This is a genomic window from Achromobacter deleyi, assembly GCF_016127315.1.
Taxonomy (GTDB): Bacteria; Pseudomonadota; Gammaproteobacteria; order Burkholderiales; family Burkholderiaceae_B; genus Achromobacter; species Achromobacter insuavis_A.
On record NZ_CP065997.1, the window covers coordinates 2,544,352 to 2,558,305 of the forward strand.

The following is a 13,954-nucleotide window of genomic DNA, read 5'->3' on the forward strand; positions in this document are numbered from 1 at the left end:
GACGGCCCTGTTTGGGCGGGGGCGGCGCGGCCCGGTAGGGGATATGGCGCCAGGGGCGGTAAAATCCGGGCTTTCCCGCCTGGTTTGCGTGCCCGCCATGTCCGTCCAGTTGTCCCCGTTGCCCGGCTCCGAGCCGGAATCCTTCGATATCGCCTCGGTCGCCGAGATCATCGCCGAGCTGCGCGCCGGCCGCATCGTCATCCTGGTTGACGAGGAAGACCGTGAAAATGAAGGCGACCTCGTCATGGCCGCCGAATTCGTCACGCCCGAAGCCATCAACTTCATGGTCACCCACGGCCGCGGCCTGGTGTGCCTGACCCTGACCGAAGAGCGCTGCCGCCAGCTGGACCTGCCCCTGATGGCGGCCCGCAACGGCACGCGATACGGCACCAATTTCACCCAGTCGATCGAGGCCGCCGAAGGCGTCGAGACCGGCATTTCGGCCGCCGACCGCGCCCGCACCATCCAGGTGGCGGTGGCGCGCGACGCCAAGCCGTCCGACCTGGTCCAGCCCGGCCATATCTTCCCGGTACGCGCCGTGCCCGGCGGCGTGCTGGTGCGCGCCGGCCACACCGAGGCCGGCTGCGACCTGACCGCCATGGCCGGCCTGACCCCGGCCGCCGTGATCTGCGAGATCCTCAAGCCGGACGGCACCATGGCGCGCCTGCCCGACCTGGTCGAATTCGCCCGCGAACACGGCCTGAAGATCGGCACCATCGCCGACCTGATCCAATACCGCAGCGAGCACGAATCCATCGTCAAGCGCGTCGGCAAGCGCAGCATGCAGACCGCCTGGGGCACGTTCGAGGCCGTGGCCTACGAAGACGCGGCCACCGGCTCGGCCCACCTGGCGCTGGTGCATGGTACCGTGACGCCTGACGTCGAGACCCTGGTGCGCGTGCACGAGCCGGCCTCGGTGCTGGACGTGCTGGATACCGGCGCCAGCCCGCACAGCTGGGGCGTGGCGCAGGCCCTGCAGACCATTTCGCAGGCGCCGGCCGGCGTGCTGGTGCTGATGAACTGCCAGTCCTCCACCGAACACCTGTTCGCGCAGATCGCCGGCTGGAACGACCCCAAGGCCAATGCCAACCCCGCCAACGCCGACCGTTTCGGCCTGCGCACCTACGGCATCGGCGCCCAGATCCTGCGCGACCTGAACGTGGGCCAGATGAGGCTGCTGGCCCGGCCGCGCAAGATGCCCAGCATGGCGGGCTTCTCGCTCACCATTACGGGTTACGATTGCGACCCTCTGAACACTCCCGCAACACACTGAAGGCCGACACATGAACCCTTACATCCTTACCCCCGACCTGAACGGCGAAGGGCTGCACATCGGCATCGTACGCGCCCGCTTCAACGAAGAGATCGGCCAGGCCGAGCTCGAAGCGTGCCTGAAGGAACTGGCCGAACTCGGCGTGGACGAGCGCGACGTGATGGTCGCCACCGTGCCCGGCGCCCTGGAACTGGGCGTGGCCCTGTCGCACATGGCCGAGACGTTCGAGTTCGACGCCCTGATCGCGCTGGGCGCGGTCATCCGCGGCGAGACCTATCACTTTGAAGTGGTCAGCAATGAAATGGCCACTGCTATCACCCGCATCTCCCTCGAGACCGGCATCCCGGTCGCCAACGGCGTGCTGACCGTGGACACCGACGAGCAGGCGCAAGCCCGCGCCGCCGGCAAGGGCCGCGACTGCGCGCAGGTGGCCGTTGAAATGGCCAACCTGGTGGCGGCCCTGGAGCCCGAGGAAGAAGACGAAGACGACGAAGACGAGGACGAAGATTTTGACGACGAAGAAGACGACGACCAGCGCTGATAGCGCGGCGCAAGCCCGCGCCAACGCCCGCAGCGCGCGCCGCCGTGCGCGCGAATTCGCGCTGCAGGGCGTGTACGCGTGGCTGCTGCGCGGTGGCGAAGGCACGCAGGACGCCGGCGAGATCGACGCCCACCTGCGCGACACCGAGGAATTCTCCGAGGCCGACGCGCAATGGTTCAAGACCTTGCTGCATGGCGTCCTGCGCGAGGCGCCCGCGCTGCGCGAGCGTTTCACGCCCTACGTCGACCGCCCGCTGGCCGAGCTGTCGCCGGTCGAGCATGGCATCCTGCTGATCGGCAGCTTCGAACTGATCCATCATGTCGAAGTGCCGTACAAGGTCGCCATCAACGAAGCCGTGGAACTGGCCAAGTCGTTCGGCGGCACCGATGGCTTCAAGTTCGTCAACGGCGTGCTCGACAAGCTGGCTGCGGACGTGCGGGCGCACGAGATCAAAAAATAGGCCCCCCCCCCCCGAAGCGCTGCGCGCTTCCCCCCCAAGGGGGCGCCGCTGCGGACCGGCGGAGCCCGGATCCGCGCGGCCCGGGTCTGGAGGGCCTATTTCATTTGGGGAGCCCATTTTTTGGGGTGAGCTTCCTGGGGCAAGCTTCCTATTGGGGTGAGCTTTCCCTCGTTCCTTTGGCGATTCTCCCTTTGGAGCGGGGCTCCTGTTTGGGAGTCAATTCCGGCGCATGGCGCCGGACTGCGGAGTTGTCGTGGCGTCCGAATTCGATCTGATCGCGCGCTATTTCACGCGCTCCGCCCCGGCGGGCCTGCTGGGCGTGGGGGACGACTGCGCGTTGTTTCCCGTGCCGCCCGGCGAGCAGGTGGCCACCAGCACCGATCTGCTGCTGGAAGGCCGGCATTTCTTTCCCGATGTCGATCCGAAGGCGCTGGGGCACAAGGCCCTGGCGGTGAACCTGTCGGACCTGGCCGCCATGGGCGCGCGGCCCATCGGTTGCGTGCTGGGGCTGGCGTTGCCGCGGCTGGACGAGCCATGGCTGGCGGCGTTTGCCGACGGGTTTCATGCGCTGGCGGCGGTCCATGGCTGCCCGCTGATCGGCGGCGACACTACCCGCAGCGCCCATGACCTGGCCATCAGCGTGACCGTGTTCGGCGCCGTGCCGGCGGGCGCCGCGCTGCGCCGCGACGGCGCGCGCACGGGCGACGACATCTGGGTGTCCGGCGAACTGGGCGCGGCCGACGTGGCCTACCGCCTGCTCGACGGGCAGTACCCGGCCGACGCGGCGAGGCTGGCCGCGACCCGCGGCGCGCTGGAATGGCCCGCGCCGCAGGTGGCGCTGGGCCTGGCGCTGCGTGGCATCGCGCACGCCGCCATCGATATTTCCGACGGGCTGTTGCAGGACCTGGGCCACATCCTGGCGGCCAGCCGGGTGGGCGCGTCGCTGCATGAAGACCGCATGCCCGTGGCGGCCGCGCTGGCCGGCATGCCCGCCGAGCAGGTGCGCCGCGCCGTGCTGGGCGGCGGCGACGTCTATCAGCTTTGCTTCACCGCGCCGGCCGACCGCCGCGACGCCGTGCGGGCCGCCGCGCAGGCGGTGGGCGCGCGCGTGACCCAGGTGGGCAGCGTCGTGGCGCAGTCGGGATTGGCGGTGCTGGACGCCGCGGGGCAGCCGCTGGCCCGCTTGCCTGCCGGCTTCGACCATTTTCCCGCGGCCTGAGCGGCCGCCGGTTTGGCGGCGAGCGCCGCCAAACCCTGCCACAATCGCTGCCATACGCGCCGCCAACAACAGCGCCATTCCCCCAGCCATCACCGGGCCCTCATCCATGCCGTCCTCTTCCCCCCATTCCCCGTCGATGCGCGAACGCTCGCGCGCGGTCTATCCCTCGCTGTCCTGGGTCTGCCGCGATCCCGGCCGGCTGATCGCCTTCGGCCTGGGCAGCGGCCTGATCCGGCCCGCCTCGGGCACCTGGGGCACGCTGCTGGCCTGGATCATCTGGGTCGCGGCCGCGCCGGCCGCCTCCGACCTGGCCATCGGCATCTTCCTGGCGCTGGCCTTCCTGTACGGCTGCTGGGCCTGCGACCGCGTCGGCCGCGAACTCCAGCAGCCCGATCATGTCGGAATGGTGTGGGACGAGATGGTGGCGTTCTGGCTGGTGCTGTGGCTGACGCCGGCCGGCTGGCTGTCGCAGACGCTGGCGTTCGTGCTGTTCCGCGCGTTCGACATCGTCAAGCCGCCGCCCATCAAGTTCTTCGATGCCCGCCTGAAAGGCGGTTTCGGGGTAATGTGGGACGATATCGTCGCGGCCGGATACGCCTTGCTGATCATGGCGCTGGCCGTGCGCACAGGAGTCTTGGGATGAACCAGCAACAGGAAAGCACGCGGTCCAATCTGTCGGCCGAACAACTGGCGCAAGCCACCGCCTATGGCCTGGCCGAACGGCTGGGCGACACGCTGCGGCGCCAGGGCCTGATCCTGGGCACGGCCGAGTCGTGCACCGGCGGCCTGCTGGCCGGCGCCGTCACCGCGGTGCCCGGTTCCAGCGAATGGTTCGACCGTGGTTTCATCACCTACAGCAACGACGCCAAGGTGGCCGAGCTGGACGTGTCGCCGGATGCCTTGCATCACTTCGGCGCGGTCAGCGAGCCGGTGGCGCTGGAAATGGCCAACGGCGTGCTGCTGGCGTCGCCGGCGGCGCAGGTGGCGGTGTCCACCACCGGCATCGCCGGCCCCGGCGGCGCCACGCCGGGCAAGCCGGTGGGCATGGTGTGCTTCGGCTTCGCGCAGCGAGTCGGCGACGGCATCAGCAGCCGCGCCGTCACCCACGTGTTCAGCGGCGACCGCGCGCAGGTGCGCAACGCCTCGGTCGAATTCGCGTTGCGCGGCTTGCTTGAACTGCTGGGAGCGCCGGTCAACCGGCGTTGAGACGGCCGCGCGCGATGGCGCGGTCGGGAAACACACAGGCGGGGGCCGGGCGGCCCCCGCAAGCGCGGGTCAGCGCACCGCGTTGATGGCGTCGCGCAGGCCGCGCGCGGCCGTGCCGGCGGCTTCGCGCCAGTCGTCGCCGCCGCTGGCGTAGATGATGGCGCGCGACGAGTTGATCATCATGCCGTTGCGCGCGGCGTTGGCGCCGGCGTTGACGGTGGCGGTGATGTCGCCGCCCTGGGCGCCGATGCCGGGCACCAGCAGCGGCACCGCGTCGCCGATGCGCTGGCGCACCGCGGCCAGCTCGTTCGGGAAGGTCGCGCCCACCACCAGGCCGCATTGGCCGTTGGCATTCCACTTGTCGGCCACCAGCCCCGCCACGTGCAGGTACAGGGGCTCGCCGTTATCCATCTTGAGGAACTGCAGGTCCGAACCGCCCGGGTTGGAGGTGCGGCACAGCACGATCACGCCGCGGTCGCGCCACGCCAGGTAGGGCTCGACCGAGTCCAGGCCCATGTAGGGGCTGACCGTCAGCGCGTGCGCCTGGTAGCGCTCGTAGGCTTCGCGGGCGTAGTTCTCGGCGGTGGAGCCGATGTCGCCGCGCTTGGCGTCCAGCACGATGGGCAGGTCGGGGTGCTTGTCGCGGATGTGCTGGCAAAGCGCTTCGAGCTGCTCTTCGGCGCGGTGCGCGGCGAAGTAGGCGATCTGCGGCTTGAAGCTGCAGGCGTACGGCGCGGTGGCGTCGACGATGTCGCGGCAGAACTGGAAGATCGCGTCCGGCTTGTCCTGCAGTTCGCGCGGGAAGCGCTGCGGGTCGGGATCGAGCCCGACTTGCAGGAGCGAGTTGCTGGTGGTCCAGGCGTGTTCGAGTCTTTGGAGGAAATTCATGGGGAGTTCAGTGCAGTTTGACCCGGGGGCGCGTGCGCCGCATGAGCAGGCGCGCCAGGGCCAGGGAGGCGGTGCGTGAGATGCCCAGCACCGCTTTGTGGTGCATCAGGTGCAGGCTCATGTACATCAGGCGCGCCAGTGTACCGCTTACGAACAGTCCCCGTCCGGCCAGCTTGCCCATCAGGCTGCCCACGCCGGCGTCCTGGCCCAGCGAGACCAGCGAGCCGTGGTCCTCGTAGACGTAGGGGGCGGTGGGCTCGGCCGCGCGGCGCAGGCGCGCGGTGAGCTTCTTGCACAGGTAGTCGGCCTGCTGGTGCGCGGCCTGGGCGCGCGCCGGCACGGTGCGGCCTTCGCGCCAGGGCGCGGCGCAGCAGTCGCCCAGCGCCAGGATGTGCGGGTCGGCGGTTTCGAGCCGTTCATTGACCTCGAGCTGGCCCAGCTTGTTCAGCGGCAGGTCCAGCTCGGCCAGCAGGGCCGGGCCCTTGATGCCGGCGGCCCACATGCACAGGCGCGCCGGGAATTCGCGGCCGTCGGCGGTCTTGACCGAATCGGCGGTGACTTCCGAGACCCGGCAGGCGGTTTCGACGCGGATGCCGAGTTCGGTGAGCCGCGCGGTGGCGGCGGCGGAGATCTTTTCGGGCAGCGCCGACAGGATGCGCGGCGCGCCCTCGACCAGCGTGATCGCCAGGTCGCGCTCGGCGCGGAAGTTCGGCAGGCCGTAGGCGCTGACGACGTGGCTGGCCTCGGTCAGCTCGACCGCCAGTTCGACGCCGGTGGCGCCGCCGCCGACGATCACCAGGTCCAGCCGCGCGGACGGATCGCGCACCTTGGCCTGGTCGACCAGCGCCATGGCCTTGAGCATGGTCAGGCGGAACTGCTCGGCGTTCTCGGTGGTGTCGAGCGTGACGGCGTGCTCGGCCGCGCCCGGGGTGTTGAAGAAGTTGGAGGTGCTGCCCAGCGCCAGCACCAGCGTGTCGTAGGCCAGTTCGCGGCGCGGCAGCACTTCCTGGCCTTGCGCGTCGGCCACGGCGTCCACGGTGACCTGGCGGCGTTCGCGGTCGACGCCGACCAGCTGGCCCTGCGCGAAGGAAAAGCCGTTCAGGTGCGCCAGCATCAGGTAGGACAGGCCTTCCTGGTGGATGTCCAGCGTGCCGGCCGCCGCTTCATGCAGCGACGGCTTCCAGATGTGGAACGGGCGGCTGTCGACCAGGGTGACATGCTGGCGGCCGTGGATGCGGCCGAGCTTGGCGGCCAGTTCAAGGCCGCCGGCACCCCCGCCGACGATGACGATACGTTCCGAGGTGGCTGGCGTCGAATTGGGCATCATGGCTCCCAGTATAGAGGCGCGGGCCCCTGGACGGGCAAGCCTGCGCCGGGATTCAGTGCATCACGAAGCGGCTGACCGCCACGCCGACCCAGACCGCCACGGTGAACAGCAGCAGCAGCATGACGGCGGCGCTGCCCAGGTCCTTGGCCCGGCCCAGCAGCGGATGGGTGTCCACCGACAGCGCGTCGGCCAGCGCCTCGACCGCCGAGTTCAGCAGTTCCACCGCCAGCACCAGCACCACGGTGCCGATCAGGAAGAAGACCTCGACCGTGGTGCGGCCCAGGAAGAACGCGGCCGGGATCAGCAGCACGGCCAGCGCCAGTTCCTGGCGGAAGGCCGCCTCGTACTTGATGGCGGCCTGCAGGCCCTGCAGCGAGTAGCGCAGCGCGTTCAGGATGCGGCGCAGGCCGCCGGTGCTTTTGTAGGGCGAGTGGTGCGGATCGGTCGACATGGGGAGCGTAATAAGGCCGGGTGTGGCGGCTTTTTAACAGATATGGATTGCCGGCGTGACGCGATGCACGACGGGCGGGCCGGCAGGGCATCGTCTTGGTAACGTCGAGTTACGTTTTGCCTTCGTCACGCCCATGCGATACCCTTGCGACGCGCGGCTGCGCGACGGGGCCATCGACCCTGCCCGCCGCGTGCAATTTCCCTACCAACGCGCCTATCTGCAGGCCACGCGGCAGACGCATGACGGCGCTCTATGGCACGGCAATCCATGCTCGAACGCTTGAATACGGAGTCCTTGGCGCGTCTTCCCGCAGACGTGGAAAAACCCGGCTACGACCGCAGCCGGCTCACGCCGGGCATCGTGCACCTGGGGCTGGGCGCCTTTCACCGCGCGCACCAGGCGGTGGCGACGGACATCGCCATGGCCGCCAGCCAGGACCTGAGCTGGGGCATCCTGGGCGTATCGTTGCGCAGTCCCGCCACCCGCGACGCGCTGGCGCCGCAGGACGGCCTCTATACGCTGGCGCTGCGCGACCAGGGCGCCGACGGCCAGCCGCGCGAGCAACTGCGCGTGGTGGGCGCGGTGCAGCGCGTGATGGTGGCCGAGGAAGATCCTAACGCCGTGCTCGAGCGCATCGCCTATCCGCAGACGCGCATCGTCAGCCTGACCATCACCGAGAAGGGCTATTGCCACGAGCCGGCCAGCGGCCACCTGCGATGGGACGACCCCGACATCCTGCACGACCTGGAGAACCCGATCCGCCCGCGCAGCGCCATCGGCCTGCTGGTCTACGGCCTGGCGCTGCGGCGCGAACGCGGCCTGCCGGCGCTGACGCTGCTGTCCTGCGACAACCTGCAGGCCAACGGCGATACCCTGCGCAGCCTGGTGCTGGCCTTCGCGCTGCGGCTGGACGTGGCGTTGACCGGCTGGATCGACGCCCACTGCACCTTTCCCAATTCCATGGTCGACCGCATCGTGCCGGCCACCCGCGACGACGACCGCGCGCGCATCACGCAGCGGCTGGGCATGGAAGACACCTGGCCGGTGGTCGGCGAGCCCTACCTGAACTGGGTGATCGAGGACAAGTTCGCGGCCGGCCGTCCCGCCTGGGAAGCGGCGGGCGTGACCTTCGTGGCCAACGCCGCGCCCTACGAACGCCTGAAGCTGCGCATGGTCAACGGTCCTCATTCGGCGCTGGCCTACCTGGGGGCGCTGCTGGGCATCGAGACCATCCGCGAAGCCGCGATCCTGCCGGCGCTGCGCGAGTATCTCGATGACATGATGCGCCACGAGATCGCGCCGACGCTCAAGGGCATCCCGGACTCGGGGCTGGAAGGCTATCGCCAGCGCTTCCTGGCGCGCGTGGACAACCCGGCGCTGCCGCAGCCGACGCGGCAGGTCGCGATGGACGGCTCGCAAAAATTGCCGCAGCGGCTCTTGGCCACCATCCGCGACCGCCTGCGCGGCGGTGACGATATCCGCCGCCTGGCGCTGGCGGTGGCGGCCTGGCTGCACTATCTGCGTGGCGAGGACGAGAACGGCGCCAGCCATGAGATCCAGGATCCGCTGGCCAGGCCGCTGGCCAGGCTGGTGGCGCGCGCCGACGTCGCGGCGCGGGCGGCGGCGCCCAAGCAGGCCGCGTATCGCCGCGCGCTGGTGCTGGCCGGTTTTCGGCCGGTGTTCGGCGACCTTGGCGAGAAGCCGGTGTTCGTGGCCGCGCTGGCCGCGCAGCTGGAGACCCTGCGCGAACACGGCGTGCTGCATGCGCTGGAAGCCGTGGCGCGCGAACCCGAGACCATCGCCCCGTCAGACAGCCTGGCGCTGGCCGACGCCATGGATGCGGCTGACGCCGATGCGGCGGCGCAGCCGCGGGAAGCGGCGGGCGTCGGCATGTGATCCCACGGCGCGCCGCCGGCGGCCGCCGCGCTACACGCCCAGGTAGTGCAGCAGGCGCGGCTCGTCGTCGATGAAGGCCTGCGAGGTGCCGCTCCAGGCCACCCGGCCTTTCTCGATGATGGCGTGGCGGTCGGCGGTGGCCAGCAGCGGCTCCAGGTTTTTGTCGATGCACAGCACCGCCAGCCCGGTGCGCTTGAGGCTTTCCAGCGCCTGCCAGATCTCTTCGCGCACCACCGGCGCCAGGCCTTCGGTGGCTTCGTCCAGGATCAGCAGGCGCGGGTTGGTCAGCAGCGCGCGGCCGATGGCCAACATCTGCTGCTCGCCGCCCGACAGGTGGCTGCCCAGGTGGCGCGCGCGTTCGGCCAGCCGCGGGAACAGCGTGTAGACGCGTTCCAGCGTCCACGGCTGCGCCAGCCCCTGGCGGTTGTGCGCGGTGGCCACCAGGTTCTCGCGCACCGACAGGTTGGGGAACACGTGGCGGCCCTCGGGCACGAGGCCGATGCCGCATTGCGCCACCTTGTAGGCCGGCAGCGCGGCGACGTCGCGCCCGCCGAACGTGATGGCGCCGCGGCTGGCGCGGTTCAGGCCCATGATGGCCTTGACCGTGGTCGACTTGCCCATGCCGTTGCGGCCCAGCAGCGTCACGAATTCGCCCGGCCCGATATCCAGGTCGATGCCGAACAGCGCCTGGCTGGCGCCGTAATGCGCGGTCACGCCGCGCAGCGACAGCAGCGCGCTCATGCGGGGGCTCCCTGCGCGCGGCGGCCGGCGTGGCCGCGCTCGCTGCCCAGATAGCATTCGCGCACCTGCGGATCATTGCGGATCTGGTCGGCGTCGCCGCAGGCCAGCGCGCGGCCATACACCAGCACCGTGATGCGGTCGGACAGCGCGAACACCGCCTGCATGTCGTGCTCCACCAGCAGGATGGTGTACTGCCCGCGCAGCCGCTGCAGCAGCCGCGTCATGGCCTCGGATTCGTGCTGGCTCATGCCGGCCATGGGTTCGTCCAGCAGCAGCAGGCTCGGCTCGCAGGCCAGCACCATGGCCAGTTCCAGCTGCCGCAGCTCGCCATGCGCCAGCGCGGCGGCTGGGGTGTCGGCGCGGCCGTCGAGTCCGGCCAGCGCCAGCGCGTCGCGCGCCGGTTCGCGCAGCGCGGGGGTGGACAGCATCGGCCGCCAGAAGCGGAAGCTGTGGCCGCGCCGCGCCTGCACCGCCATGGCCACGTTCTCCAGCGCGGTGAACGGCTTGAATACCGACGTGATCTGGTACGAGCGCGCCAGCCCGCGGCGCACGCGCCGCTCGACCGGCAGCCGCGTCACGTCCTCGCCATCGAGCAGCACGCGGCCGCCGTCGGGCCGCAGCTCGCCGCTCAACTGGCCGATCAGCGTGGTTTTGCCCGCGCCGTTGGGGCCGATCACGGCATGCAGTTCGCCCGGCCGGATGTCCAGCGACAGGTCGTCGGTGACGGTCAGGCCGCCGTAGCGCTTGACCAGGTGTTCGACGCGCAGCGCGCTCATCGTGGTTCTCCGGTGGGATGGGGCAGGGTGCGGGCGGCGCGCAGGCGTATCGGCGCGTCCGACAGGCCGCCATAGAGGCCGCGGCGCGACACTAGCACCACGCCCACGATCAGCAGGCCCATCACCAGCATCCAGTGGTCGGTCAGCAGCTTCAGGCCTTCCTCCAGCAACAGGAAGGCCAACGCGCCGGCCACCGGGCCGACGACCGTGCCCAGCCCGCCCAGCGCCACCATCACGATCAGTTCGCCGGAGGTGGTCCAGGCCAGGTACGAGGGCGACACATACAGCGTCAGGTTGGCCAGCAGCACGCCGGCCACGCCGCACACCATGGCCGACAGCACATAGGCCGCCAGGCGGTAGCGCAGCGTCGCGAAGCCCAGCGCGCGCATGCGCCGCTCGTTGGCCTGGCAGCCGCGCAGGGCCATGCCGAACGGCGCGTGCACCAGCCGGTGCAGCGCGGCCAGCGCCAGCAGCAGCACGCCGAACGCGGTGTAGTACAGCGCCAGCGGCGTATCGAGCCGGAACAGGCCGAAGTCGCTGCCGGCGAACAGCGACATGCCGTCATCGCCGCCGAAGCCCTCCAGCCCCGTGGCCAGGAAATAGAACATCTGCGCGAACGCCAGCGTGATCATGATGAAGGCGATGCCGGACGTGCGCATCGCCACGTAGCCGCTGACCAGGCCGACCACGGCGCAGGCGCCCAGCGCGGCCAGCAGGTGCAGCCAGCCGTTCTCGATGCCGTAGTGGTTCAGCACGCCAACCGCGTAGGCGCCCAGGCCCAGGTACAGCGCGTGGCCGAAGCTGACCATGCCGCCGTAGCCCAGCAGCAGGTTCAGCGCCAGCGCGGCGATGCCGTACACCAGCACCCGGCCGAACAGCGCCAGCAGGAACGGTTCGCCCTGCCATTGCGCATACAGCGGCACCAGCGCCAGGAGCAGCAACAGCGCGCCGGCGGCGAGCGTGCGGGGAGAGAGTCGAAGCATGTCGTGGCCTCCTTGGGCGCTATCCGTGCCGCACGGGAAACAGGCCCTGCGGCCGCAGCGCCAGCACCAGCGCCATGACGATGTAGATCAGCATCGAGGCGATCGCCGGCCCCGCCGCGTTGGCGGCGGCCGGCGGCAGCGCGGCGCGCAGCAAGGCGGGCAGCAGCGCCCGCCCCAGCGTGTCGACCAGCCCCACCATCAGCGCCGCCAGGAAGGCGCCGCGCACCGAGCCGATGCCGCCGATGACGATCACCACCAGCGTCAGGATCAGGATCGGCTCGCCCATGCCGGTCTGCGCCGACAGGATCGGCCCGGCCATCAACCCGGCCACGCCCGCCAGCACCGCGCCCAGCACGAACAGCAGCGTGTTCAGGCGCGCGATGTTCACGCCCAGCGCGCCCACCATCATGCGGTCGGTGGAGCCGGCGCGGATCAGCATGCCCAGCCGCGTGCGGTGGATCAGCACGTAGCAGCCCGCCGCCACCGCCAGCCCCGCCACGATGATGAGGAAACGGTACAGCGGATAGGTGACGCCCAGCAGGTCGATGGTGCCCGACAGCCACGACGGCAGGCCCATGCTGATGGGCGCCGGGCCCCAGATGATGCGCGTCAGTTCGTTGAAGAACAGGATGAAGCCGAAGGTGGCGAGCACCTGGTCCAGGTGCTCGCGCGGATACAGCCGCGCCAGCGCGATGCGGTCCAGCAGCAGTCCCAGCAGCGCCATGCCGGCCACCACCGCGGCGGCGGCCAGCAGGAACGAGCCGCTGTGGCGGAACACGGTGGCCGCGATGAACGCGCCCATCATGTACAGCGAGCCGTGCGCCAGGTTGATGAAGTTCATGATGCCGAACACCAGCGTCAGGCCGGCGGCCAGCAGGAAAAGCAGGATACCCAGCTGCAGGCCGTTCAGGGCCTGCACCAGGAGCAATGTCGCGGACATGGCGCCTTACCTCGTTCTTGCCCGGCAGGCCGGCGTCATTTCATGGCGCACTGGGCGGCGTACTGATCCGAGACCTTGGACAGGTCGGCGAAGATCGGGCCCTTGTTGACGAAGCCGACCTTGCCGTCCGCGCCCGCCGCCACGTCGGCGCGGAAGAAGCCGGCCGCCGGGAAGTGGTTGGGCTGGTAGCGGAATTCGCCGCGCACCGACTGGAAATCGGCCGCCTCCAGCGCCTTGCGCAAGGCTTCCTTGTCGTCGGTCTTGCCGCCGGTGCGCTTGAGCGCCGAGCCGATCAGCTGCGCCGCGTCCCAGGACTGGGCCGCGTAGCTGGAGGGCTCGCGGCCGTACTTCTGGCGGAAGGCGGCGGCGAAGGCCTTGTTGGCGGCGTTGTCCAGGTCCGGCGAATACGGCACGTTGGTGACCGCGCCCAGCGCATCCTTCTGCAGCGCGGGCAGCGTGGCGCCGTCGATGGTGTCCACCGACAGCAGCGGGATCTTGTCGAACAGGCCGGCCTGGCGGTACTGCTTGATGAAGTTCACGCCCATGCCGCCGGGAAAGAACACATAGGCGGCATCGGGCTTGGCGTCGGCCAGGGCCGCCAGCTCGACCGAGTAGTCGGGCTGGTTGACCTGGGTGAAGACCTCGTTGACCACCTCGCCCTTGAAGAAGCGCTTGAAGCCGGCCATGGCGTCCTTGCCGGCCTGGTAGTTGGGCGCCAGCAGGTAGACCTTCCTGAAGCCCATCTGGTTTGCCATCTCGCCGCTGCCTTCGTGGCGCTGGGTGTTGTTCCACGAGGTCGAGAAGAAGAACGGCGAACAGTCCTTGCCGGCCAGGTTGGTGGGGCCGGCGTTCGAGCCCACCAGGAACACGCCGGCGCCCGTCACCGGCCGCGCCACGGCCAGCATCACGTTGGAATACACCACGCCGGTGATGATCGGCACCTTGTCGCTCTGCACCAGCTTGCGCGCGGCCTGCACGCCGACCTCGGGCTTGAACTGGTCGTCTTCCTTGATGACCTGCACCGGCACGCCGCCCAGCTTGCCGCCGCCCTGTTCGACGGCCAGCATGAAGCCGTCGAGCTGGTCCTGCCCGAGCACCGAGCCGGGGCCGGTCAGCGTGGTCAGCAGGCCGATCTTGACGTCGGCCCAGGCGGCGGCGCCGGGCGCCAGTCCCATAGCCGCGGCGGCGGCCAGCAGATAGATGCGTTTCATGGTGATTCCCCTTGCGTTGCCGTGTCTCACGGTCATGGTTGG

The 13,954-nt window shown here is 70.1% G+C and carries 15 protein-coding genes and 1 pseudogene; 7 read left to right on the plus strand and 9 right to left on the minus strand.

Annotated elements, in window-relative coordinates:
- Positions 1 to 97 precede the first annotated feature (97 nt).
- The 6 genes from ribBA to I6I07_RS11420 all read left to right on the plus strand — a co-directional run bounded on the left by ribBA (position 98) and on the right by I6I07_RS11420 (position 4,699).
- Positions 98 to 1,273 carry a bifunctional 3,4-dihydroxy-2-butanone-4-phosphate synthase/GTP cyclohydrolase II gene (gene ribBA / locus I6I07_RS11395; protein WP_054428927.1) on the plus strand — a complete coding sequence of 392 codons (1,176 nt, stop codon included), beginning with the start codon at positions 98 to 100 and terminating at the stop codon, positions 1,271 to 1,273.
- 10 nt (positions 1,274 to 1,283) lie between these two features.
- Positions 1,284 to 1,814: a 6,7-dimethyl-8-ribityllumazine synthase gene (gene ribH / locus I6I07_RS11400; protein WP_006391339.1), complete on the plus strand. Its 531-nt coding sequence runs from the start codon at positions 1,284 to 1,286 to the stop codon at positions 1,812 to 1,814.
- On the plus strand, positions 1,783 to 2,274 hold the full coding sequence (gene nusB, locus I6I07_RS11405; protein ID WP_006391338.1) for a transcription antitermination factor NusB: 492 nt from the start codon (positions 1,783 to 1,785) through the stop codon (positions 2,272 to 2,274). Before ribH ends, nusB begins: the two co-directional genes overlap by 32 nt.
- A gap of 253 nt (positions 2,275 to 2,527) precedes the next feature.
- On the plus strand, positions 2,528 to 3,493 hold the full coding sequence (gene thiL / locus I6I07_RS11410; protein ID WP_420094575.1) for a thiamine-phosphate kinase: 966 nt from the start codon (positions 2,528 to 2,530) through the stop codon (positions 3,491 to 3,493).
- 136 nt (positions 3,494 to 3,629) lie between these two features.
- Positions 3,630 to 4,136, plus strand: a complete 507-nt coding sequence (locus tag I6I07_RS11415; protein ID WP_198487491.1) for a phosphatidylglycerophosphatase A — start codon at positions 3,630 to 3,632, stop codon at positions 4,134 to 4,136.
- Entirely contained in the window at positions 4,133 to 4,699 is a 567-nt protein-coding gene (locus I6I07_RS11420) for a CinA family protein (protein WP_198486712.1), read from the plus strand. Before I6I07_RS11415 ends, I6I07_RS11420 begins: the two co-directional genes overlap by 4 nt.
- 69 nt (positions 4,700 to 4,768) lie before the next feature.
- Here the strand turns inward: I6I07_RS11420 and pyrF are convergent, their stop codons facing one another.
- The 3 genes from pyrF to I6I07_RS11435 are packed head-to-tail and all read right to left on the minus strand — an operon-like array spanning position 4,769 to position 7,365.
- Positions 4,769 to 5,587: an orotidine-5'-phosphate decarboxylase gene (gene pyrF, locus I6I07_RS11425; RefSeq protein WP_061073317.1), complete on the minus strand. Its 819-nt coding sequence runs from the start codon at positions 5,585 to 5,587 to the stop codon at positions 4,769 to 4,771.
- A gap of 7 nt (positions 5,588 to 5,594) precedes the next feature.
- Complete coding sequence (locus I6I07_RS11430; protein ID WP_198486713.1) at positions 5,595 to 6,914, minus strand: NAD(P)/FAD-dependent oxidoreductase; 1,320 nt, start codon at positions 6,912 to 6,914, stop codon at positions 5,595 to 5,597.
- A 52-nt stretch (positions 6,915 to 6,966) separates the two neighbouring features.
- Positions 6,967 to 7,365 carry a diacylglycerol kinase gene (locus I6I07_RS11435; protein WP_006391332.1) on the minus strand — a complete coding sequence of 133 codons (399 nt, stop codon included), beginning with the start codon at positions 7,363 to 7,365 and terminating at the stop codon, positions 6,967 to 6,969.
- 267 nt (positions 7,366 to 7,632) lie between these two features.
- On the opposite strand from I6I07_RS11435, the gene I6I07_RS11440 reads away from it, so the two are divergent.
- Positions 7,633 to 9,261, plus strand: coding sequence for a mannitol dehydrogenase family protein (locus I6I07_RS11440; protein WP_198486714.1), 1,629 nt, complete (start codon positions 7,633 to 7,635; stop codon positions 9,259 to 9,261).
- A 30-nt stretch (positions 9,262 to 9,291) separates the two neighbouring features.
- Here the strand turns inward: I6I07_RS11440 and I6I07_RS11445 are convergent, their stop codons facing one another.
- The 6 genes and pseudogenes from I6I07_RS11445 to I6I07_RS11465 form a co-directional block, all read right to left on the minus strand.
- Positions 9,292 to 10,002: an ABC transporter ATP-binding protein gene (locus I6I07_RS11445; RefSeq protein ID WP_198486715.1), complete on the minus strand. Its 711-nt coding sequence runs from the start codon at positions 10,000 to 10,002 to the stop codon at positions 9,292 to 9,294.
- Complete coding sequence (locus I6I07_RS31905; RefSeq protein WP_420094584.1) at positions 9,999 to 10,304, minus strand: hypothetical protein; 306 nt, start codon at positions 10,302 to 10,304, stop codon at positions 9,999 to 10,001. Before I6I07_RS31905 ends, I6I07_RS11445 begins: the two co-directional genes overlap by 4 nt.
- A 9-nt stretch (positions 10,305 to 10,313) precedes the next feature.
- Positions 10,314 to 10,712, minus strand: a pseudogene (locus tag I6I07_RS31910) (ATP-binding cassette domain-containing protein); the annotation flags it as partial.
- A 62-nt stretch (positions 10,713 to 10,774) separates the two neighbouring features.
- Positions 10,775 to 11,761, minus strand: a complete 987-nt coding sequence (locus I6I07_RS11455) for a branched-chain amino acid ABC transporter permease (protein WP_198486717.1) — start codon at positions 11,759 to 11,761, stop codon at positions 10,775 to 10,777.
- Positions 11,762 to 11,780: 19 nt separating this feature from the next.
- Positions 11,781 to 12,701, minus strand: a complete 921-nt coding sequence (locus tag I6I07_RS11460) for a branched-chain amino acid ABC transporter permease (protein WP_006391326.1) — start codon at positions 12,699 to 12,701, stop codon at positions 11,781 to 11,783.
- Positions 12,702 to 12,736: 35 nt separating this feature from the next.
- Positions 12,737 to 13,912: an ABC transporter substrate-binding protein gene (locus I6I07_RS11465; RefSeq protein ID WP_198486718.1), complete on the minus strand. Its 1,176-nt coding sequence runs from the start codon at positions 13,910 to 13,912 to the stop codon at positions 12,737 to 12,739.
- Positions 13,913 to 13,954 lie beyond the last annotated feature (42 nt).